Annotated in this window: 23 protein-coding genes; 4 read left to right on the top strand and 19 right to left on the bottom strand. The window is 68.3% G+C overall.

Translation table 11 applies throughout. The features are described 5' to 3' along the window. Positions 1-42: 42 nt before the first annotated feature. Positions 43-237 carry a hypothetical protein gene (locus ACFXIV_RS04705; protein ID WP_379401917.1) on the bottom strand — a complete coding sequence of 65 codons (195 nt, stop codon included), beginning with the start codon at positions 235-237 and terminating at the stop codon, positions 43-45. A gap of 312 nt (positions 238-549) precedes the next feature. Between ACFXIV_RS04705 and ACFXIV_RS04700 the strand changes: the two genes are divergently transcribed. Further along, positions 550-1,638: an ADP-ribosylglycohydrolase family protein gene (locus ACFXIV_RS04700; protein WP_379401916.1), complete on the top strand. Its 1,089-nt coding sequence runs from the start codon at positions 550-552 to the stop codon at positions 1,636-1,638. A gap of 445 nt (positions 1,639-2,083) precedes the next feature. On the opposite strand, the gene ACFXIV_RS04695 is transcribed toward ACFXIV_RS04700, so the two are convergent. Genes ACFXIV_RS04695 through ACFXIV_RS04665 form a run of 7 tightly spaced genes read right to left on the bottom strand, consistent with a single transcriptional unit; the run spans position 2,084 to position 8,462 of the window. Beyond that, positions 2,084-2,440 (bottom strand): metal-sulfur cluster assembly factor, encoded by a 357-nt coding sequence (locus ACFXIV_RS04695; protein WP_379401915.1) that lies wholly within the window; start codon positions 2,438-2,440, stop codon positions 2,084-2,086. A gap of 2 nt (positions 2,441-2,442) precedes the next feature. Further along, positions 2,443-2,916, bottom strand: a complete 474-nt coding sequence (sufU, locus tag ACFXIV_RS04690) for a Fe-S cluster assembly sulfur transfer protein SufU (RefSeq protein WP_379401914.1) — start codon at positions 2,914-2,916, stop codon at positions 2,443-2,445. A gap of 3 nt (positions 2,917-2,919) precedes the next feature. Further along, complete coding sequence (locus ACFXIV_RS04685) at positions 2,920-4,173, bottom strand: cysteine desulfurase (protein WP_379401913.1); 1,254 nt, start codon at positions 4,171-4,173, stop codon at positions 2,920-2,922. Continuing rightward, complete coding sequence (gene sufC / locus ACFXIV_RS04680; RefSeq protein WP_379401912.1) at positions 4,174-4,971, bottom strand: Fe-S cluster assembly ATPase SufC; 798 nt, start codon at positions 4,969-4,971, stop codon at positions 4,174-4,176. Positions 4,972-5,008: 37 nt separating this feature from the next. Next, entirely contained in the window at positions 5,009-6,187 is a 1,179-nt protein-coding gene (sufD, locus tag ACFXIV_RS04675) for a Fe-S cluster assembly protein SufD (RefSeq protein WP_379401911.1), read from the bottom strand. After that, positions 6,187-7,623, bottom strand: a complete 1,437-nt coding sequence (sufB, locus tag ACFXIV_RS04670) for a Fe-S cluster assembly protein SufB (RefSeq protein WP_354846731.1) — start codon at positions 7,621-7,623, stop codon at positions 6,187-6,189. Before sufB ends, sufD begins: the two co-directional genes overlap by 1 nt. Beyond that, positions 7,620-8,462 (bottom strand): helix-turn-helix transcriptional regulator, encoded by an 843-nt coding sequence (locus tag ACFXIV_RS04665; protein ID WP_379390558.1) that lies wholly within the window; start codon positions 8,460-8,462, stop codon positions 7,620-7,622. The genes sufB and ACFXIV_RS04665 overlap by 4 nt, the downstream gene beginning before the upstream one ends. 131 nt (positions 8,463-8,593) lie before the next feature. Between ACFXIV_RS04665 and ACFXIV_RS04660 the strand changes: the two genes are divergently transcribed. After that, a complete protein-coding gene (locus ACFXIV_RS04660) occupies positions 8,594-9,436 on the top strand; it encodes an NAD(P)H-binding protein (RefSeq protein WP_379401910.1) in 843 nt (280 codons plus the stop codon). Between the two features lie 129 nt (positions 9,437-9,565). Further along, positions 9,566-10,573, top strand: coding sequence for an LLM class flavin-dependent oxidoreductase (locus ACFXIV_RS04655; RefSeq protein ID WP_379401908.1), 1,008 nt, complete (start codon positions 9,566-9,568; stop codon positions 10,571-10,573). Between the two features lie 95 nt (positions 10,574-10,668). Here ACFXIV_RS04655 and ACFXIV_RS04650 read toward each other — a convergent pair whose 3' ends face one another. The 6 genes from ACFXIV_RS04650 to ACFXIV_RS04625 form a co-directional block, all read right to left on the bottom strand. Continuing rightward, on the bottom strand, positions 10,669-11,859 hold the full coding sequence (locus ACFXIV_RS04650) for a glycosyltransferase 87 family protein (RefSeq protein WP_379401907.1): 1,191 nt from the start codon (positions 11,857-11,859) through the stop codon (positions 10,669-10,671). A 73-nt stretch (positions 11,860-11,932) separates the two neighbouring features. Further along, positions 11,933-12,154, bottom strand: coding sequence for a hypothetical protein (locus ACFXIV_RS04645; protein WP_379401906.1), 222 nt, complete (start codon positions 12,152-12,154; stop codon positions 11,933-11,935). A gap of 55 nt (positions 12,155-12,209) precedes the next feature. Next, a complete protein-coding gene (locus ACFXIV_RS04640) occupies positions 12,210-12,779 on the bottom strand; it encodes a peptide deformylase (protein WP_379401905.1) in 570 nt (189 codons plus the stop codon). Positions 12,780-12,847: 68 nt separating this feature from the next. Further along, on the bottom strand, positions 12,848-14,590 hold the full coding sequence (locus ACFXIV_RS04635; protein WP_379401904.1) for a pyruvate dehydrogenase: 1,743 nt from the start codon (positions 14,588-14,590) through the stop codon (positions 12,848-12,850). A 116-nt stretch (positions 14,591-14,706) separates the two neighbouring features. Next, positions 14,707-16,026 carry a cryptochrome/photolyase family protein gene (locus tag ACFXIV_RS04630; RefSeq protein ID WP_379401903.1) on the bottom strand — a complete coding sequence of 440 codons (1,320 nt, stop codon included), beginning with the start codon at positions 16,024-16,026 and terminating at the stop codon, positions 14,707-14,709. A 47-nt stretch (positions 16,027-16,073) separates the two neighbouring features. Further along, positions 16,074-16,505, bottom strand: a complete 432-nt coding sequence (locus ACFXIV_RS04625; protein WP_379401902.1) for a DoxX family protein — start codon at positions 16,503-16,505, stop codon at positions 16,074-16,076. A gap of 86 nt (positions 16,506-16,591) precedes the next feature. Here ACFXIV_RS04625 and ACFXIV_RS04620 point away from each other — a divergent pair, with 86 nt between their 5' ends. Next, complete coding sequence (locus tag ACFXIV_RS04620; RefSeq protein ID WP_379401901.1) at positions 16,592-16,807, top strand: hypothetical protein; 216 nt, start codon at positions 16,592-16,594, stop codon at positions 16,805-16,807. On the opposite strand, the gene ACFXIV_RS04615 is transcribed toward ACFXIV_RS04620, so the two are convergent. The 5 genes from ACFXIV_RS04615 to ACFXIV_RS04595 all read right to left on the bottom strand — a co-directional run bounded on the left by ACFXIV_RS04615 (position 16,797) and on the right by ACFXIV_RS04595 (position 19,471). Next, entirely contained in the window at positions 16,797-17,816 is a 1,020-nt protein-coding gene (locus ACFXIV_RS04615; protein WP_379401900.1) for a zinc-binding dehydrogenase, read from the bottom strand. The genes ACFXIV_RS04620 and ACFXIV_RS04615 overlap by 11 nt on opposite strands. A gap of 39 nt (positions 17,817-17,855) precedes the next feature. Further along, a complete protein-coding gene (locus tag ACFXIV_RS04610; protein ID WP_379401899.1) occupies positions 17,856-18,449 on the bottom strand; it encodes a TetR/AcrR family transcriptional regulator in 594 nt (197 codons plus the stop codon). Between the two features lie 59 nt (positions 18,450-18,508). Then, positions 18,509-18,904 carry a DUF302 domain-containing protein gene (locus ACFXIV_RS04605; protein ID WP_379401898.1) on the bottom strand — a complete coding sequence of 132 codons (396 nt, stop codon included), beginning with the start codon at positions 18,902-18,904 and terminating at the stop codon, positions 18,509-18,511. After that, positions 18,904-19,140 (bottom strand): DUF2892 domain-containing protein, encoded by a 237-nt coding sequence (locus ACFXIV_RS04600; RefSeq protein ID WP_379401897.1) that lies wholly within the window; start codon positions 19,138-19,140, stop codon positions 18,904-18,906. Before ACFXIV_RS04600 ends, ACFXIV_RS04605 begins: the two co-directional genes overlap by 1 nt. 61 nt (positions 19,141-19,201) lie before the next feature. Further along, positions 19,202-19,471 (bottom strand): metal-sensitive transcriptional regulator, encoded by a 270-nt coding sequence (locus ACFXIV_RS04595; RefSeq protein ID WP_354846695.1) that lies wholly within the window; start codon positions 19,469-19,471, stop codon positions 19,202-19,204. Between the last annotated feature and the right edge of the window lie 84 nt (positions 19,472-19,555).

Below are 19,555 nucleotides of genomic sequence, written 5' to 3'. Positions count from 1 at the left end.
CCTACGGTCCGAACCGGCTGTTCCCGGCCACGACCGGCCGTGTCACTCCCGGCGACGACCAGCCGTGGCCCGCGCGAGTGCCGCCTCGGCCTCGGCGGCGAGAGCCCCGACCAGGTCGAGCCCGCTACCCTCGGACACCGCGGCAGCCAGAGCCCCACCGGCCGACCCACCCATCGGCGCCGACACGATCGGATACCGCACCCCGAGCAACTCGGTGAACGCACTGCGTAATGCCATGGGCCCCTCCGCTTCCGCACCGACGCGTGGCCGCGAGCCGCCCACGCCGACCTCCACGGTAGCGGCAGGTCTGCGGCAAAACCGGCCGGGACAAGCGCGGCTACGCCTTCGCGCCCAGGGTCTGGACGGTGCGGCAGGCGTCGACACTGCCGTCGGTCAGGACGAGCGACGGCCACCGACTCGGAAAGGCTGTCCGGCAGCGGGATACGAGCCAGATGGACCTGCCTGCCTGGCCACCGTTGCCAGGTCCTGCCCCCGACGGATGCGACGCATCGTGACGGCTCTGCAGACGACGCGCATAGGGTGGGTGGCGTGCAAGATCACGAGAGGCTGTTCGACCGGGTGCGCGGGGCGCTGCTGGGTGGGGCGATCGGGGACGCGCTGGGGTGGCCGATCGAGTTTCTGTCGCTGCAGCAGATCCGGGGGCGGTACGGGGCGGCGGGGGTCACCGGATTCCTGCCCGGCCCGGATCCGGCCGCGCCACAGCAGATCACCGACGACACTCAGATGACGCTGTTCACCGCCGAGGGCCTGCTGCGCTGTCCGCCGGGTGCGGACCCCGCGCCGGTGTTGCGCCGCGCCTACCTGCGGTGGCGGGATACTCAACAGCAGGAGAAACCTGCGGCCGATGTGGACGGGTGGCTGGCGGGGCACCGATTCCTGTATGCCATGCGGTCTCCGGGCAATGCCTGCCTGACCGGGCTGCGGCGGCAGGCCGAGGGGTTCGTGCCGCCGTTGGAGTTCGGGGAGCCCGGACCGGTGAATCCGAAGTCGAAGGGGTGCGGGACCGTGATGCGATCGGCGCCGTTCGGGCTGGCCGGATTCGGCGCCGACCGCGCGTTCTATACCGCCATGCGATGCGCCCAGCTCACCCATGGCCACCCGACCGGCTACCTCGCGGCGGGCGCCCTAGCCATCTTGATCGACAGCGTCCTGTCCGGAACCGAACTACCGATCGCGGTGCAGGACACCATCTCCCGGCTCGCCCCGATGCCCGCGAGTGCGGAAACGATCACCGCCCTGGCCGCCGCCCTCACCACCGCGCATCTGGGTGACCCCACCCCGGAGCGGCTGGAGCGAATCGGCGCGGGGTGGTGCGCCGAGGAGTGCCTGGCCATCGCCGTGTACTGCGCACTGCACACCTACCGCACCGGCGACATCCGCACCGGGCTCCTGCTGTCGGTCAACCACTCCGGCGACTCCGACTCCACGGGTGCGGTGGCAGGCAACCTCATCGGCGCCATCCACGGCCTCGAGGCCCTGCCCATGGAATGGGTAGCCGCCGTCGAAGGTCGCGACGAATTGTTCCGAGTCGCCGACGATCTCGTCCTCAACTTCTTCTACAACGATCGCATGACCCTGGCCGACCGCTACCCCCTCGACCGAGGCCTCGACCAGTGATCGGGAAGGGCGTCGTCCACGAATTCAGGGCCGCACGAACCGAATCGCCGAATCCCTTCCAGATCAATGGCATACGGCATGATTCCGTAGGACGAGGCTTCCTCCCCCAGTGAAAACGTCGGCGCACCGTAACACGGTGGGCCGACCGTTCTTTCGGTTCGGCGTCACGGCTCGGTAGCCGGACGACTCAGTCGTCCATGATGCCCGCGGCGCGGAGGCGGGCGGTGATGTGGCGGGCGGATGGCCGGGGCCGACCCGGTAGCGCTGCGGGTCGAGGCCGGCGGCGGGAGACAGGCCTTTTGCCTCGTCGGGATCACTCCTTTTCTGGATCCGACTATCGCACAGTGGTTTCGGTCAGCCGAATGAATATGGACTCGAGCCGAAAACAACGATGCGGGCCGATCCGTATCGGATCGGCCCGCATCGTCGGCGGATTGTGGTCCCGTTAGACCGTGAACCCGAGGGCGCGCAGCTGTTCGCGGCCGTCGTCGGTGATCTTGTCGGGGCCCCACGGGGGCATCCAGACCCAGTTGATCTGGAGGTCTTCGGCCAGGCCGGACCGCACGAGGGCGTTGCGGGACTGGTCTTCGATGACGTCGGTCAGCGGGCAGGCCGGGGAGGTCAAGGTCATGTCGAGTTTGGCGATGCCGTCCTCGAAGGCCATGCCGTAGACCAGGCCGAGGTCGACGACATTGATGCCGAGCTCGGGGTCGACGACGTCGCGCATCGCCTCCTCCATGTCCTCGAGGTGCTGGATCTCCTCGGGGGTGAATTCCTTGGCCTGCTGGTCGGTTTCGCTCATCTCTACTCCCCGTTGCCCATCGTCTTCTTGGCTTCCTCGGCCGAGGCTATCCGTACCACGGCATCCTTGAACGCCATCCAGCCCAGCAGCGCGCACTTCACGCGGGCGGGGTACTTGGCGACGCCGACGAACGCGATGCCGTCGCCGATCACCTCTTCGTCGCCCTCGACGGTGCCGCGGCTGGTGACCATCTCGTCGAACGCCTCGACCACCTTCAGCGCCTGCTGCACCGGCAGGCCGATGACCTGGTCGGTGAGCACCGAGGTGGACGCCTGGCTGATCGAGCAACCCTGGCCGTCGTAGGACACGTCCTTGACGTCGCCGTCGTCGTCGATGTGCACACGCAGCGTCACCTCGTCACCGCAGGTGGGGTTGACGTGGTGCACCTCGGCGCCGAAGGGCTCGCGCAGCCCTCGGTGGTGCGGGTGCTTGTAGTGGTCCAGGATGACTTCCTGGTACATCTGCTCCATGCGCATGTTCTATGCAACTCCGAAGAAGCTCTGGGCCTTCCGCACCGCGGCCACCAGCTGATCGACCTCGTCGAGGGTGTTGTACACCGCGAACGAGGCCCGCGCGGTCGCGGCGATACCGAAGTGCCGGTGCAGCGGCCACGCGCAGTGGTGACCCACGCGGACGGCGACGCCCTGGTCGTCGAGGATCTGGCCGACGTCGTGGGCGTGAACACCGTCCACCAGGAACGACACCGCGCCGCCGCGGTTCACGTTCTCGGTCGGGCCGATGATGCGGACGCCGTCGATCTCGCCCAGGCCCTCCAGTGCCGCGCTGATGAGCGAGTGCTCGTGCGCCGCAACGGCTTCCATGCCGACTTCGCTCAGATACCGGACAGCCGCGCCCAATCCGACGACCTGCGAGATCATCTGCGAGCCCGCCTCGAACCGCAGCGGCGGCGGGGCGAAGGTCGAATGATCCATGTACACGGTCTCGATCATGGAACCACCGGTGATGAACGGCGGGGTGTCCTCGAGCAGCTCACGGCGGCCGTACAGGATGCCGACACCCGAGGGGCCCAGCATCTTGTGACCGGAGAAGGCGGCGAAGTCGACGCCCAGCGCCTTGAAGTCCACCGGCATGTGCGGCACCGACTGGCAGGCGTCCAGCACCACGATCGCGCCGACTTCCTTTGCGCGGCGCACCAATTCGGCGACATCGGCGACCGCGCCGGTCACGTTCGACTGGTGGGTGAAGGCGACCACCTTGGTGGCGGGCGACAGCTCCAGCGAGTCCAGGTCGATGCGACCCTCGTCGGTGATGCCGTACCACTTCAGCGTCGCACCGGTCCGGCGCGCGAGCTCCTGCCACGGCACGAGATTCGCGTGATGTTCGAGCTCGGTGATGACGATCTCGTCGCCGGGCCCGACGCGGTACGGGAATCGGTCGTCGGAGAAGGCGTAGGCCACCACGTTCAGCGACTCGGTCGCGTTCTTGGTGTACAAGATCTCGTCCGCGCCGACGCCGACGAACGCCGCGATCGCCGCACGCGCCGCCTCGTAGGCCTCATTGGCCTCCTCGGCGAGCTGGTGCGCGCTGCGATGCACGGCCGCGTTGTGTTCGAGCAGGAATTCCCGCTCGGCGTCGAGCACCTGCAGCGGACGTTGCGACGTCGCACCGGAATCCAAGTACGCCAACGGTTTTCCGTCGCGCACGGTCCGGCTCAGGATCGGGAAGTCGGCCCGGATCCTGGCGATGTCGAGAGTCCCCACGGTGCTGGTCATTTAGGCTCCTACGACAGAATCTGATTCGCGGCTCGCCGCGGATGAGGTGAAGCGCACGTAGCCGTTGGCGTCGAGTTCCTCGGCCAGCTCGGAGCCGCCCTCGGCCACGATGCGGCCGTTCACGAACACGTGAACGAAGTCGGGCTGGATGTAGCGCAGGATGCGGGTGTAGTGGGTGATCAGCAGGATGCCGCCGGTCTCCCGCTCCTTGTAACGGTTCACACCCTCGGAAACAATCCGCAGCGCGTCCACGTCCAGACCCGAGTCGGTCTCGTCGAGGATGGCGATCTTCGGCTTGAGCAGGCCCAGCTGCAGGATCTCCTGGCGCTTCTTCTCACCGCCGGAGAAACCCTCGTTGACCGAGCGCTCGCCGAAGGCCGGATCGATGTCCAGCTCGGACATGCCGTCCTTGACTTCCTTCACCCAGGTGCGCAGCTTGGGGGCCTCGCCGCGGACGGCGGTGACGGCGGTGCGCAGGAAGTTCGAGACCGAGACACCCGGGACCTCGACGGGGTACTGCATGGCCAGGAACAGGCCCGCCCGCGCACGCTCGTCGACCGACATCTCCAGCACGTTCTCGCCGTCGAGGGTGATGGTGCCCTGGGTGACGGTGTACTTGGGGTGCCCGGCGATGGCGTAGGACAGGGTCGACTTGCCGGAGCCGTTGGGGCCCATGATCGCGTGGGTCTCACCCGACTTCACGGTCAGGTTGACGCCCTTGAGGATCTTGATGGGCTCGGCGTTCTGGTCCGGGTTGGCGACCTCGACGTGCAGGTCCTTGATTTCCAGGGTGGTCATCGAATTCGAATTCCTTTGCGGGGATGGGAAGTTGGTGTCAGGCGCCGACAGCGGCGAGCTCGGCCTCGATGGCCGCCTCGAGCCGCGCCCGGACCTCGGGGACCGCGATCTTCTGAATGATCTCGAAGAAGAAGCCGCGCACGACCAGACGCCGCGCCGCCTCCTCGCTGATACCGCGCGAGCGCAGGTAGAACAGCTGCTCGTCATCGAAACGCCCAGTGGCCGAAGCATGTCCGGCGCCGACGATCTCGCCGGTCTCGATCTCCAGGTTCGGCACCGAGTCGGCGCGCGCACCATCGGTGAGCACCAGGTTGCGGTTGGCCTCGTAGGTGTCGGTGCCCTCGGCCGCCGCGCGGATGAGCACGTCGCCCACCCACACGGTGCGCGCGTCCGGCTTGCCGGAGGACGGATCGCCCTGCAGCGCACCCTTGTACAGCACGTTCGACTTGCAGTGGGGCACCCCGTGATCGATCAGCAGGCGCTGTTCGAAGTGCTGGCCGTCATCGGCGAAGTACACGCCGAGCAGCTCGGCGTCGCCGCCCGGACCGTCGTAGCGGACAGTCGCGGTCAGGCGCACCAGATCGCCACCGAGGGTGACATTGGCGTGCCGCAGGGTGGCGTCCCGCCCCAGCTTGGCGTGGTGCGCGGTCGCGTGCACGGCGTCGTCGGCCCAGTCCTGGATGACGGTGACATTCAGCTTGGCGCTGTCGCCGAGCACGAATTCCATGTTCTCCGCGTAGGTTCCGCTGCCGCGCTGATCGACGACCACGTTCGCGTGGGCGAAGTTGCCCAGTCGGATCTGGGTGTGCCCGTAGGCGGTCTTGCCCTCACCCGGACCGGTGATGGTGACGACGACCGGTTCGGCCACTTCGGTTTCCGCGCCGATCGACACGATGGTCGCGTGCTCGAAACCCGAGTATGCCTGCGCGGCAACGCGATCTGTGGGGGTACCGGCGACACCGAGGCGAGCGTCGTCACGGCCGACGGTCTCCACCGTCACGCCCTCGACAGCGTTCGCCTCGACGACGGCCCGGCCGTCGCGAACGGCGGTGCCGTCGTGCAGGCCACGCAGGCGACGCAACGGGGTGAAGCGCCAGACCTCGTCATGCGCGGACGGCACTTCGAAGGCGTTCACGTCGAAGGACGCAAAAACCTCACCCTTGTTGATCGCCGGCACACGGCCCTCGGTGGCAACGGCAACATTCTCGACCGTCATCAGCCGACGGCTCCTTCCATCTGCAGTTCGATCAGGCGGTTCAGCTCCAGGGCGTACTCCATCGGGAGCTCCTTGGCGATCGGCTCGACGAAGCCGCGCACGATCATGGCCATGGCCTCGTCCTCGGTGAGGCCGCGGCTCATCAGGTAGAACAGCTGGTCCTCGGACACCTTCGACACCGTGGCCTCGTGGCCCATGGTCACGTCGTCCTCGCGGATGTCGACGTAGGGGTAGGTGTCGGAGCGAGAGACGTTGTCCACCAGCAGCGCATCGCACTTCACGGTCGACTTCGAGCCGTGCGCACCCTTGTTCACCTGAACCAGACCGCGGTAGGAGGCACGACCGCCGCCGCGCGCCACCGACTTGGAGATGATGGTCGAGGAGGTGTGCGGCGCCAGGTGCAGCATCTTCGCGCCGGTGTCCTGGTGCTGGTCCGGACCGGCGAACGCGATGGAGAGCACCTCACCCTTGGCGTACTCACCGGTCATCCACACGGCCGGGTACTTCATGGTCACCTTGGAGCCGATATTGCCGTCGACCCACTCCATGGTCGCGCCCGCCTCGGCCTTGGCGCGCTTGGTCACCAGGTTGTAGACGTTGTTCGACCAGTTCTGGATGGTGGTGTAGCGGCAGCGGCCGCCCTTCTTCACGATGATCTCGACCACCGCGGAGTGCAGCGAATCCGAGGAGTAGATCGGCGCGGTGCAACCCTCGACGTAGTGGACGTAGGCGTCCTCGTCGACGATGATCAGCGTCCGCTCGAACTGACCCATGTTCTCGGTGTTGATGCGGAAGTACGCCTGCAGCGGGATGTCCACGTGCACGCCCGGCGGCACGTAGATGAACGAGCCACCCGACCACACCGCCGAATTCAGCGCGGAGAACTTGTTGTCACCCGACGGAATGACCGAGCCGAAGTACTTCTGGAAGATCTCCGGGTGCTCCCTGAGACCGGTGTCGGTGTCGAGGAAGATGACGCCCTGCTTCTCCAGGTCCTCACGGATGGAGTGGTAGACGACCTCGGACTCGTACTGCGCGGCGACACCCGCGACCAGCCGCTGCTTCTCCGCCTCCGGGATGCCCAGCTTGTCGTAGGTGTTCTTGATGTCCTCGGGCAGCTCTTCCCAGGACGCGGCCTGCTTCTCGCTCGAGCGCACGAAGTACTTGATGTTGTCGAAGTCGATGCCCCCGAGGTTGGAGCCCCAGCTCGGCATGGGCTTCTTGTCGAAGATGCGCAGTGCCTTGAGGCGGAAGTCGAGCATCCATTCGGGCTCGTCCTTCTTCGCCGAGATGTCGCGTACGACGTCCTCGGACAGGCCGCGCTTGGCACTGGCACCGGCGACATCCTTGTCGGCCCAGCCGTACTCGTACGTGCCCAGGGACGCGATGGTCTCTTCCTGGGACAGCGGCTGCACCTGGTCGGTGGTCGTCGTCATTCGGCACTCCTTCCGGAGTCATCTGTAGAAGTCGTTGCGGGCTGTGCAACGGGGGTCGATGCGGAATTCTTTTGGGCGGTATTCGATATGGGGGGCACTGCGACGAGCGGGACGTGCGTGGTGCAGGCGCAGTCGCCATTGGCGATGGTCGCCAGGCGCTGCACGTGCGTACCGAGAATCTCCCGGAAGGCTTCGAGCTCGGCCGCGCACAGCTCCGGGAACTCCTCGGCGACATGCGAGACCGGGCAGTGGTGCTGGCAGATCTGCACGCCCGCACCGACCTTCCGGGTCGAGGCCGCGAATCCGGCGTCGGTGAACGCGTCCGCGATCTCCTCCGCCTTGGCCTCGGTCTCGGCCGGGGTGTGCTCGGCGAGCGCGCCGACCCCGGACACGATGGTCGCCACCCGCTGGCGCGCGAACTCGGTGATGGCCTGCTCTCCGCCGATCTCCCGCAGCTGCCGCATGGCGGCTCCGGCGAGGTCATCGTAGGCATGCCCCAGGCGGCCACGGCCGGTGGCCGTCAACTGGAACTGCTTGGCGGGACGACCACGCCCCTTCTGCTGCCACGGTGCCGACCGCATCGCGCGGGCCTCGCCCGATTCGATGAGCGCGTCCAGGTGCCGGCGCACGCCCGCCGGGCTCAGGCCCAGGCGTTCGCCGATGGCGGTCGCGGTGATCGGGCCCTCCTCCAGCAGCAGCTTGATGACGGCTTCCCGGGTATGACCCTCACCCGCCGGCACGGGCACGACAACGGACCGGGCACCGTCGTTTTGGTGCCCGGCCTGTTCCGCGTTCCGCAAACCCACGGTTTTCACAACATCAGTGTGACGGAATTCCATCCCTTGTTCCAGTAAGGGTCACCTGACCTGATCTTCGCGACCTGGGGCGATGGGGTCGGGTGTGATCCGAGCCACCATATATATCCCGGCATTTCGGAAATTCGGCCCGGTCACGGCGGGTTTCCGAAGACGTGAACAGTGTGCTCGTGGTGGGTGCGACGGGAAACGTCGGCCGGCAGGTAGTTGCCCAACTGGTCGCGGCAGGGGTCCGGACACGAGCGCTGGCTCGCGATCTGGAGACCGCCGCCCTGCCGCCGGGAGTCGAGGTGGTGCGCGGGGACCTGGCCGAGCCGGAATCGCTGGCCGCGGCCGCGGACGGGGTCGACTCGGTGTTCCTGGTGTGGCCGTTCCATGGGACGGAGGGCGCGGCGCAGGTGCTGAAGGTGCTCGCCGGGCATGCCCAGCGCGTCGTCTATCTGTCGTCCACGACGGTGAACGACCAGGGGCCGCAATCGGATCTGATTCCGCAGTTGCATGCCGAGATGGAGGGGCTCATCGAGGCCTCGGGGCTGCCGTGGACCGTGCTGCGCGCGGACACCCTCGCCTCCAACGCGCTGGGCTGGGCGGGGCAGATTCGCGCCGGTGACGTGGTGCGCGGGACCGAGGTCGCGCCGAGCGCGGTGGTGCACGAGGGCGATATCGCGGCCGTGGCGGCGCGACTGCTCACCGACCACTCGCACACCTGGCGGAAATACCTGGTGACCGGGCCGCGGGTGGTCGGGCGAGCGGATCAGGTCGCGGCGATCGGCGAGGTGCTGGGTCGTTCGCTGCGGTTCGAGGCGCTGCCGCTGGAGGCGGCGCGAGAGTCGATGACCGGGGCCGGACTGCCGGCACGGCTGATCGAATCACTGCTGTCGATGGCCGAATTCCGGCCACGCTCGGATCTGGTCACGACGACGGTGGCCGACCTCACCGGGCGGCCGGCACGGGATGTCCGGGACTGGGCCGCGGAGCACGTGGAGAAATTCCGGTAGCCGACCGGTCGCCCGATGGCCGCTCGAGGAGGCGCGGGCATAAGTTCGATGCCAATCGAATTATCACTGGGTGCGGGTGCTACAGCGCCTGCCGTCCAGACAACGACATCCACGAAAGCCGGTGCCAGCATGCCCGTCGCACTGTCCCTCCTCGACCTGGCGGTGATCGCGCCCGGTCAGACCGCGCGTGACAGCTTCCGGAACAGCGTCGCGCTGGCGCAGGCGGCGGAACGCAGCGGGTACCGGCGGGTCTGGTATGCCGAGCACCACAATATGAAGTCGATCGCGTCCAGCGCGACCAGCGTGCTCATCGGCCACGTGGCCGGGCATACCGAGACCATCCGGCTCGGCGCGGGCGGAATCATGCTCCCGAACCACTCGCCGCTGGTGATCGCCGAGCAGTTCGGCACCCTCGAATCGCTGTACCCGGGTCGCATCGACCTGGGACTGGGTCGCGCGCCGGGCAGCGATCAGGAAACCATGCGGGCGCTGCGGCGTAACCCGTCCTCGGCGGACACCTTCCCGCAGGACGTGCTGGAGTTGCAGGGGTACCTGACCGGGAACTCGCGGATTCCGGGCATTCAGGCGGTCCCGCGCGCGGAAGGCGTTGTGCCGCTCTACATTCTGGGGTCGTCGCTGTTCGGCGCGCAGCTGGCCGCACACCTGGGCCTGCCCTACGCCTTCGCCTCGCACTTCGCGCCCGACTCGCTGCACGAGGCCGTCCGCGAATACCGCGACCGGTTCCGGCCCTCCGAGCAACTGGCCGAGCCGTATGTCATGGCCGGGGTCAATGTGTTCGCGGCCGAGGATCGCGCGCAGGCCGAGGAGCAGAAGACCATCTCCTACCGGGCGCGCACCCGCGCGTTCATCAAGCGCGGCGCGGCGGGCATGGACTTCTCCGACGAGGAGATCGACGCCTTCCTGGCCTCGCCCAATGGCCGTCACCTGGCCAGGATGACCACGTACACGGCCGTCGGCACACCCGCAGACGTCGTGGCGTACCTGGAGGATTTCGCGGTCGGCATCCAGGCCGACGAACTCATCACGGCGCATCACGCCCAGAACATCGACGACCGGGTGCGCTCGATCGAGCTGACCGGCGCTGCGATGGAAGCACGCGAATCCGTCACGCGCTGAACGACATCGGCCGACCTCTATGCCGACCCGTCGCTCTCCGCCGGAGTATTTCGCCGGAGAGCGACGGCGGTGACAGCGAACAGGACCAGGGCGAGTCAGATAAAGGCATTGTGGTCGAAGAGGGCGAAAGGGCCCCGGTTCGGGAAGTCGAAGACACTCTCGCGGTGGACGCCGAACAGGATGAACATACCGCCTGAACAGACGAGGAAGACGGCGAGCAGGCCCGCGACGGTGGGGACGGAGCGGTGGCGATTCGCCAGGTGGGCCAGGTAGATCAGCAGGGGCGCGAGCCAGACCCAGTGGTGGATCCAGCTGTACGGGGAGACGACGGTGCTGGTCAGGCCGCACAGGACCACGGCGGGAAGTTCGCGGCCGGTTCCGGAGAGACGGCGGGCCAGCACAAGGCAGACGGCGGTGATGACGAGAGCTGCTGCGAGCCACAGCAATTGGATGCCGCCACCCGAACCCAGCGAGCGGGCGAGCATGCCGCGCAGCGATTCGTTGTCCGGGTTCTCGGGGGCGCCGACGCGGGAGGGGTCGGCGAACCCGCCGCTCCAGAAGGTCAGTGAATCCTTCGGCAGCACAGCCAGACCGATCACCATCGTGGTCACCAGAGCGCCGGTCGCGGTGGCGGCGGCCCGGAATCGCCGGGCCACCAGCAGGTAGAGAATGAAGAACGCCGGAGTCAGCTTGATGCCGGCCGCGATGCCGGTCAGTACGCCTTTCGCGCGTGACGAATCGGGCAAGGCCATATCGGCCAGGACGAGGAGCAGCAGCAACATGTTGACCTGGCCGAACGCCATGGTCTCGCGGATCGGCTCGCACAACAGCAGCAGCCCGGCAGCGGTCGGTCCCACGATCAGCATGCGACGGTCGCGGCGATAGCCCAGCACCGACAGGGCTGCCCACACCGATCCGGTGAGCATGAGGAAATTCGCGAGCCCGCCCACCCAGGTGAACGCCGCTCCGTGCAGTGCCGCCAGGGGCACGAACAGCAGCGCCGCGAACGGGGTGTAGACGAACTCCCAGACCCCGCGCGTATGGCCGTGCAGCGGTGTGTCGTACACCGAGACACCGTGCACCACCCGGTCCGCCGCAATCCGATAGGCATCGAGATCGACCAGGTGCAGCGCCATCCGCGGTGCCACGATCGCCAGGTGGAGCCAATACACCCCGGCCAGCGCACCCAGCACCGCTACCGGCCACACCACAACCAGGGGAATCGAGTGCCGCTGCGGCGCAGCCTGATTCGCGGCCGCCGCCTGATCGATGGCCGGCAACGGCATGCGCACCCCCCATGGTCCCGGGTTTCGATTGCCCGCCCGACCGTAGTGACGGGCCCCCCCCGACCGCGAGCCCCTATTTACTCCTGCGGCGCAACAGGGTTCGATTCGGCGCGGCCGAATGGTCTTCGCGGCCCGGCGGATCGGCCTCGCCAATTTCACCCTGATCGCCTGGGTGGTGAGTCGCTACGTCGTCGCCTGCGCTGCCCTGCTCACCCTCGCCGGCCATCCGGCCCGCGCCCTCGGCCGCGCGCGTATTCCTCGCCGCCCTGGCCGGATTCGCGCTGTCGGCGATCACCGGGATCGCCCCTGGTGTCGAGGCCGATGCATTCGCCCGGTAGGGAGACCGGGACCTAGTCGTGGAACGGGTCGGCGTCCTGGCCGGGCAACCAGGAGCGGCCCGCTTCGGTCCAGCCGTTCGCCTTGATCATCTTCTTGGCGGCGCGCTGATTGCGGCCGATGAGGCGGTCCAGGTACAGATGGCCGAGCAGGTGGTCGGTCTCGTGCTGCAGGCAGCGGGCCAGGTAGCCGGTGCCGGAGACGATGACCGGCTGGTTGTGGATGTCGACGCCCGATACCTCGGCCCAGTCGGCGCGCCCGGTCGGGAACCACTCGCCGGGCACCGAGAGGCAGCCCTCGGAGTCATCATCGGGGTGGGGCATGGTCTCCGGGATCTCGGAGGTCTCGATGCTCGGATTGATGACGTACCCGCGCCGGCGGCCGTCGGCGGTCATCAGGTCGTACACGAAAACCGCACGGGGATCGCCGATCTGATTGGCCGCCAGGCCCGCGCCCCGGGCCGCGGTGTTCGTCTCGAACAGGTCCTCGACGAAAGCGGCCAGCTCCGCGTCGAATTCGGTGACGGGCACGGCCGGGGTGGACAGTCTGGGGTCACCGGCGATGAGGATCGGTCGAACAGCCATGCCCCTATTTCTTCCAGAAGCAGGCCGACCGGTTTCCGCCGGGGTCCAGCAGCGGAATTCGCGACCCGCTACAGGCGCGAGATATTGCGCAGGTTGCTGCGGGCCATGTCGAGCATGCGGCCGACGCCGCCGGCCAGCACGATCTTGCCCGCGGCCAGGGCGAAACCCTTGACCTGCGCGGCGTCGATCCGGGGCGGGAGGGACAGGGCATTGGGGTCGGTGACCACGTCCACCAGCATCGGCCCGGGCTCGGCGAACGCCTTGGCCAGCACGGCCCGCGCCTCGGCCGGGTCGGTCACCCGCAACGACGGAATGCCCACGGCCGCCGCGATATCGGCGTAGTTCACCGGCTCCTGATCGGTGCCGAAGTCGGGCATGCCGTCGACGAGCATCTCCAGCTTCACCATGCCGAGTGTGGAGTTGTTGAACACCACGATCTTCACCGGCAGCCGGTGCCGCCAGACGGTGAGCAGCTCACCCATGAGCATGGCCAGACCGCCGTCTCCCGACAGCGAGATCACCTGCCTACCCGGGTAGGCCGTCTGGGCGCCGATGGCGTGCGGGACGGCGTTGGCCATGGTGCCGTGCCGCCACGAGCCGACGATGCGGCGGCGGCCGTTCGGGGTGATGTACCGCGCCGCCCAGACATTGCACATGCCGGTGTCGACGGTGAAAACCGCGTCGTCGTCGGCGATTTCGTCGATGAGCGAGGCGACATACTCGGGGTGGATGGGCGTGTGGTGGTCGATATCGCGGGTGTAGGCGTCCACCACGTTCTCCAGCGCGGAGGCGTGCCGGCGGAGCATGTCGTCGAGGAAGGCGCGGCTCGGATTCTGGTGCAGCAGCGGCAGCACGGCGTCGATGGTGGCGGCCACGTCGCCATTGACGGCGATATCGACCGCGGCGCGGCGCCCGATGCGGGACGGGTCGCGGTCGATCTGGGCGATCCGGCCGTTCTGCGGCAGGAAGGTGTCGTAGGGGAAGTCGGTGCCGAGCAACAAGAGCAGGTCGGCTTCGTTGGTCGCCTCATAGGCGGCGCCGTAGCCGAGCAGGCCGCTCATGCCGACGTCGTACGGGTTGTCGAACTGGATCCACTCCTTGCCGCCGAGCGCGTGGCCGATCGGGGCGTGCAGCCGCTCGGCCAGGCTCATGACCTGGGCGTGTGCGCCGCGCACGCCCGCGCCCGCGAACAGGGCCACTGTGTCGGCGTCATTGAGGGCCTCCGCGAGGCGGTCCACCTGGGCGGCGGGCGGGACCACGGTCGGCGCTTCGGACACCAGATCCGACTGCCAGCCGCGGTTCTCGGCCTCCGCGCTGAGCACGTCACCGGGGACCACCAGCACCGAGACGCCGTGCCGGCCGAGTGCGGTCTGCATGGCGATGTAGGCGAGCCGCGGCATCTGCTCGGGGGTGCCGACCATTTCACAGAAGTGGCTGCACTCCACGAAGAGTCGCTCGGGGTGGGTTTCCTGGAAGAAGCCGGTGCCGATCTCACGGCTGGGAATGTGCGAGGCGATAGCCAGCACCGAGGCGCCATTGCGATGTGCGTCGTAGAGCCCCTGGATCAGGTGGGTGTTGCCGGGTCCGCAACTGGCCGCGCAGACCGCGAGCCGACCGGTGAGCACCGATTCCGCGCCGGCCGCGAAGGCGGCGCTCTCCTCGTTGTGGCAATGCACCCAGTCGATGCCCTCGGTCCGGCGCACCGCGTCGACGAAGGGGTTCAAACTGTCCCCCACCAGTCCGTACACCCGTTGGACCCCGGCGACGACGAGGGCGTAGACCAACTGGCTGGCGACCGAATTCCGACCCATGATCGCTCCGTTCGCAGTGTCGAGACCGAGCATGACCGGAGGCCACCGACGCACTCTACCGAAATCGGGCAGTCAGGATTGCTGCATTGTTGCCATATCGCGAATCGGGCCGGCGGTCACATGCCGTTGAACTCCACCAGCGGAGCCGGGTAGCCGGGCACGGGAGGTGTTGCGCGCCAAGGCTTGTGGATGCGCGCACCGGGAAGATGCGCGAGCTCGGGGAGCCAGCGACGGACGTACTCGCCGTCGGGATCGAACCGCTCGGCCTGGCGGATGGGGTTGAGGACCCGGTTCGGGCGGGTGTCGGTGCCCGTGCCCGCGGCCCACTGCCAGTTCATCTGATTGTTGGCGATATCGCCGTCGACCAGCCAGGTCAGGAAGTGCGCCGCGCCGAGGCGCCAGTCCACACCCAGTGACTTGGTGAGGAAGCTCGCGACCAGCAGCCTGGCGCGACCGGGCATCCAGCCCTCGGCCAGCAGTTGCCGCATGGCTGCGTCGATGACCGGGTAGCCGGTGCGTCCGTCCCGCCAGGCCGCGAAGGCGTGCGGGTCGTCGCGGGGGGCGGTGGGGCGCGGGCGGAAGTCGGTGTGGGCGAGGTCCGGCCGGGCCGCGAGGATCTGGTGGTGGAAATCGCGCCAGGCCAGCTGACGGGCGAAGGCCTCGCCGCCGGGGGTGGCGAGATCGGTGCGGCGGACCACCTCGACCGGGGAGAGACAGCCGAAGTGGAGGTAGGGCGAGAGGCCGGAGGTGGCGCCGGCCAGCATGTCGCTGTCGGTGTGGTAGTGGTCCACTGGCCCGGAGAGCCAGTCGCGCAACAGTTTCCGGCCGGTGCGCTCGCCACCCACCGACAGGTGCGGGGAGGTCGGCTCTGCGCACAGATCCGCATAGGTGGGCACCGGCTCGCCGCCGATGTCCGGACCCGCGAGTTGTCGTGGCCGGGGGGCCTGCGGCCGCAGCGGGGTGTCGAGCCAGCGACGGAAATACGGTGTGAAGACCGCGAAATGGTCGCGGCCGGTGGCCGGACGCAGCTCCGACGGGTCGACCACGGTCACCGACGCGGGATGGGCCACCAGCCGGCATCCCGACTCGCCCGCGCGAACGCGCAACTCCCGCTCACGGTTTCGGCTGTACCGGCTGACATCGGCGGCCACCTGCACACTCGTCGCGCCGGTTTCGGCGATCACCCGGGCCACCTCGTCGGCGACCGGGCCCCGGCGGATCACCAATGGTGTGCCGAGCCCGCGCAATTCGGCGTCGAGGTCCGCGAGCGCCGCCGTCAGGAAGCGGAGCCGGTTGGGCGCGACCGGGTTTCGCTCGATGATCCCGGGGTCCAGCACGAACAGCGGCACCACCGCCCCGCCCGTGGCGGCCGCCGCCAGCACCGGATTGTCGTGCACCCGCAGGTCACGGGTGAACAGGGCGATCGCCACCTGCATCGAGCACTCGCTTTCGGATCGATCGGGTCGAACGGGAACGCGGTGTTCTACGGGAGATTCCGCCGGAAACCTATCAGCTGGTCCCGGACCTTCCGCCCGGCCGGGCGCGTCGCCCACGAGACGACCGTGAGCACGAGCAGCAGCGCGAGCACGGCCACCTCGCCACGGGCATAGCCGACCGTCAGGTGCGAGACGATGCCGCCGCTGTCGACGAAGACGACGCCCGCGTAGGCCCACTCCTTGACCAGGGGAAATCCCGGCATCAGGAGCGCGAGTGCGCCGAGCAGCTTCCAGACGCCCAGCAGGACCAGGAAGTAGGTCGGATAGCCCAGGTGCACGATGGTGTCGCGGGCCTGCGAGTAGCGGGTGATGTCCCACCAGCCGCCGACCACCAGTTCCGCCGCGACCAGCACGGTGGCGGTCCAATAGAGCACTGAGCGGTCGAGAGCTTTTCGTGTGACGATGGTTTGTGTAGTCATGACACCGTGACGTTCGGCCGACGTGACGGTGTCCGCGGACCGCCGCACCGGGGCCGGTGCCGGTCACCGCACGGGGAGCGCCGATCGTGGCGCGGCGGGCGGCCGGGTTCGCGGCGCGCGCCGACTTCTCGGCGATGGTCCTGGTCGACGGGCGGCCGGGAGCACTGGTGGCCGGCCGCGACGAGCCACCGGCGGTCATGGCGTTCACCGTCGAGGGCGAGCGCATCGTCCGGATCGACGTGCTCGCCGACGCGGAAACGCTGGCGCGACTACCACTCTCGGTATCCGGCTTCAGCGCGTAGCGACGAGTTTGACCGGCGCCTCGAGCAGCGCGTCGATCGAATCCTCCCAGGCCACGGTGCGGGTGGTCACCACACTCGGATCGAAACGCCCGGCCGCCACCAGATCCAGAATGTGCGGGATCGACGGGCGAGCGTGCGCCCGGCCGGTGTGGAAAGTGCAGCAGCGCGAATACATTTCGAGCATGGGCAGGGCGACATCCTGGGTCTGGACGCTGACGCTGGTGCAGAAGCCATCATTGGCCGTGGCACGGATGGCGGCCACCAGGGCTGTGGAGCCGCCCGCGGCTTCGACGGTGACCGGGAACCGGCCGACCCGGTCGGTCGGCCTGCCCTCGACGGGCTCCGCGCCGAGTTCGGCTGCGATGGCGAGCCTTTCGGGGTCGGTGTCGAGGTAGACGGCCCGGGCGCAGCCGAGCGCCACCGCGAGACCGGCCGCATACAGGCCGATGGACGGTGCGGCCGGACCGCTCAGGACCAGAACTTCGGCGCCGGGGCGGGCGGCGAGCTGCGGAGCGACCGATCGGTAGGCGTCGGCGATATTGTCGCTGGCACTGGCGACCGCCGCCGGATCCACTCCGGCGGGCAGCGGGACCAGCATGGCGTCGGCGTGCGGGACGGCGACCAGGTCCGACCACAGCCCGCCCCAGCTCAGCCCGCCCATCGGGCCGAGGCCGTAGCTGGACATGAACGGGTGGGTGGTGCAGTTGCCGGTATGGCCGCGGCGGCAGGAATCGCAGGCGCCACAGGAGATCTGGAACGGGACCACCACCCTGTCGCCAGGGCGGACGGTGGTGACGTCGTCGCCGACGGCCACCACCTCCGCCACCCCCTCGTGGCCGAAGGGGTAGGGGCCCGCCAGTGGGAACCGGCCCTGCAGGATCGCGGGGTCGATATCGCAGGTGGCCACGGCGATCGGGCGGACCAGGGCCTGATCAGGGGCATCGAGGGTGGGTTCGGCGGCGTCTTCCCAGCGCAGTGCGTGCGGGCCGTCGAGCACGAGTCGCTTCATGGATCGATCGTCGCTAGAACGTTCTTTCCAGTCAACCCCCTAGGATGAATTCGCCTCGGCAGCAGCGACTTCCGCGAGACTCAGCCGGATCAACCGGGCCATGGCCACCGAAACCGTCTGCAGCGGCTCATCGGTGCGGCGCACCCGGGCCAGGACGGTCGCGCCCTCATAGGCCGCGACCACCGTGGTGGCCAGATCACGCGCCTCCCCCGGCGCCAGGCCCAGCTCGGTGAGCAGTTCTGCGAAACCGTGTGTCATCGCCTCGAAGGCCGACACGCACGCGGTGCGCACGGCGTCGACATCACTGCCGCCGTCCAGGGCGGGGGTCCCGACCGGGCAGCCCGCGGCCCAGTCGGTCTCGGCCAGTTTGGTGGCCATGAAGTCGAACAGCGTTGCCGCGGTGCCGAACACATCGCCGGGGGCCTGCCGGATCATGCGCCCCACCAGCACGCCCGTGCCGGTGATGGCCGAGACCGCGATCTCCTCCTTGCCACCCGGGAAGTGGTGGTAGATCGACCCATACGGCAGCCCCGCCGCCTCGCTCAACTTCTTCAGCCCGAATCCGTGATAGCCGTGCCGGGCGAGCAGCCCGGCCGCAGCCACCTCGATCCGCCGTTTCGAATCGGACACCATTCATCCAGAGTATGAGCGGGGTCCGACAGGGGCAGCGCGAATCGTGTTCGGGCAGTGGATCAACTGAGCGCCGCGATGGCCGCGCTCAGCATCTCCGTGGCGCAGTCGGCGACCTCTTGCAGCGCCGGATCGCCCGCGACCTGCACCATCACCTCCGGATTCATGGCCTCCACGATCATCGTGCCGGCGTCCGAACGATCCGCGCGCACAACCACATTGCACGGCAGCAGCAGGCCGATCTGACGGTCCACACCGAGCGCGGTGTGCGCCAGCGACGGATTGCACGCGCCCAGGATGAGGTAGTCCTCCATGTCCGCGTCCAGCTTCTGCTTCATGGTCGCGGTCACGTCGATCTCGGTGAGCACGCCGAAGCCCTGCTCGGACAGGGCCTTCCGGGTACGTTGCACCGCGTCGGCGAAATCGGTGCGCAGGGTGGCCGAGAGTGCGAGGGTCATCACGAATTCCTTTCCGTTGCGGGGCTGCCGGTTCGGGGCACGCCCAGGCGTTGCAGGAGCAAGGTCATCGGACACCAGCCGACGACCCCGAAGAGCACCAGGTTGGCCGCCACCAGGGCGGTCAGCAGCAGCCACCAGGGAGAGAACGCGAGCACCAGCGCAAGGCTGAGCAGCACCACGGTGCCGGCCAGGCCCGGCACGATGCGGTCGATGGACCAGTGGCGGATCGCGATCATCTTGAATTCCTTTCGCTCCCGGCGCTGGGCGATCGCTCGGCAGGGATCGCCCGGAAGAGCTTCAGGCCAGCGCCAGGAAGAGTTTTTCCAGTTCCTCGACTGTCATCGGCTCGGAGTTCTCGGCCCGCTCCCCGGTCAGGCAGTCCCGCAGACCGGTGGCGACGATCTTGAATCCGGCGCGGTCGAGAGCGCGAGAGACCGCGGCGAGCTGGGTGACCACGTCCTTGCAGTCGCGGCCCTGCTCGATCATGGAGATGACGCCCGCAAGCTGTCCGTGCGCGCGGCGTAGCCGGTTGAGGACCAGTGCGATGCTGTCTTCGTCGCCGATCATTGGGGGTTTCCTTCCCTGAGTCCGATGACTTCAGTATACCCCTAGGGGTATGGGAGGGTCATGAGAGAGGGCTCACCCTTTCCC

Source organism: Nocardia sp. NPDC059236, assembly GCF_042754085.1.
Taxonomy (GTDB): Bacteria; Actinomycetota; Actinomycetes; order Mycobacteriales; family Mycobacteriaceae; genus Nocardia.
Note: the sequence above shows the minus strand (reverse complement) of the source record. Positions and strands in the feature narration are given on the sequence as shown.

Coding starts and splice junctions, on each gene's coding strand:
- ACFXIV_RS04605 (WP_379401898.1), bottom strand. CDS start 18,904: ATGACCCTCGCACTCTCGGCCACCCTGCGCACCGATTTCGCCGACGCG.
- sufU (WP_379401914.1), bottom strand. CDS start 2,916: ATGCGCATGGAGCAGATGTACCAGGAAGTCATCCTGGACCACTACAAG.
- ACFXIV_RS04615 (WP_379401900.1), bottom strand. CDS start 17,816: ATGAAGCGACTCGTGCTCGACGGCCCGCACGCACTGCGCTGGGAAGAC.
- ACFXIV_RS04630 (WP_379401903.1), bottom strand. CDS start 16,026: ATGCAGGTGGCGATCGCCCTGTTCACCCGTGACCTGCGGGTGCACGAC.
- ACFXIV_RS04640 (WP_379401905.1), bottom strand. CDS start 12,779: ATGGCTGTTCGACCGATCCTCATCGCCGGTGACCCCAGACTGTCCACC.
- ACFXIV_RS04655 (WP_379401908.1), top strand. CDS start 9,566: ATGCCCGTCGCACTGTCCCTCCTCGACCTGGCGGTGATCGCGCCCGGT.
- sufD (WP_379401911.1), bottom strand. CDS start 6,187: ATGACGGTCGAGAATGTTGCCGTTGCCACCGAGGGCCGTGTGCCGGCG.
- sufC (WP_379401912.1), bottom strand. CDS start 4,971: ATGACCACCCTGGAAATCAAGGACCTGCACGTCGAGGTCGCCAACCCG.
- ACFXIV_RS04685 (WP_379401913.1), bottom strand. CDS start 4,173: ATGACCAGCACCGTGGGGACTCTCGACATCGCCAGGATCCGGGCCGAC.
- ACFXIV_RS04635 (WP_379401904.1), bottom strand. CDS start 14,590: ATGGGTCGGAATTCGGTCGCCAGCCAGTTGGTCTACGCCCTCGTCGTC.
- ACFXIV_RS04705 (WP_379401917.1), bottom strand. CDS start 237: ATGGCATTACGCAGTGCGTTCACCGAGTTGCTCGGGGTGCGGTATCCG.
- ACFXIV_RS04695 (WP_379401915.1), bottom strand. CDS start 2,440: ATGAGCGAAACCGACCAGCAGGCCAAGGAATTCACCCCCGAGGAGATC.
- ACFXIV_RS04595 (WP_354846695.1), bottom strand. CDS start 19,471: ATGATCGGCGACGAAGACAGCATCGCACTGGTCCTCAACCGGCTACGC.
- ACFXIV_RS04650 (WP_379401907.1), bottom strand. CDS start 11,859: ATGCCGTTGCCGGCCATCGATCAGGCGGCGGCCGCGAATCAGGCTGCG.
- ACFXIV_RS04600 (WP_379401897.1), bottom strand. CDS start 19,140: ATGATCGCGATCCGCCACTGGTCCATCGACCGCATCGTGCCGGGCCTG.
- ACFXIV_RS04625 (WP_379401902.1), bottom strand. CDS start 16,505: ATGACTACACAAACCATCGTCACACGAAAAGCTCTCGACCGCTCAGTG.
- ACFXIV_RS04665 (WP_379390558.1), bottom strand. CDS start 8,462: ATGGAATTCCGTCACACTGATGTTGTGAAAACCGTGGGTTTGCGGAAC.
- ACFXIV_RS04610 (WP_379401899.1), bottom strand. CDS start 18,449: ATGGTGTCCGATTCGAAACGGCGGATCGAGGTGGCTGCGGCCGGGCTG.
- sufB (WP_354846731.1), bottom strand. CDS start 7,623: ATGACGACGACCACCGACCAGGTGCAGCCGCTGTCCCAGGAAGAGACC.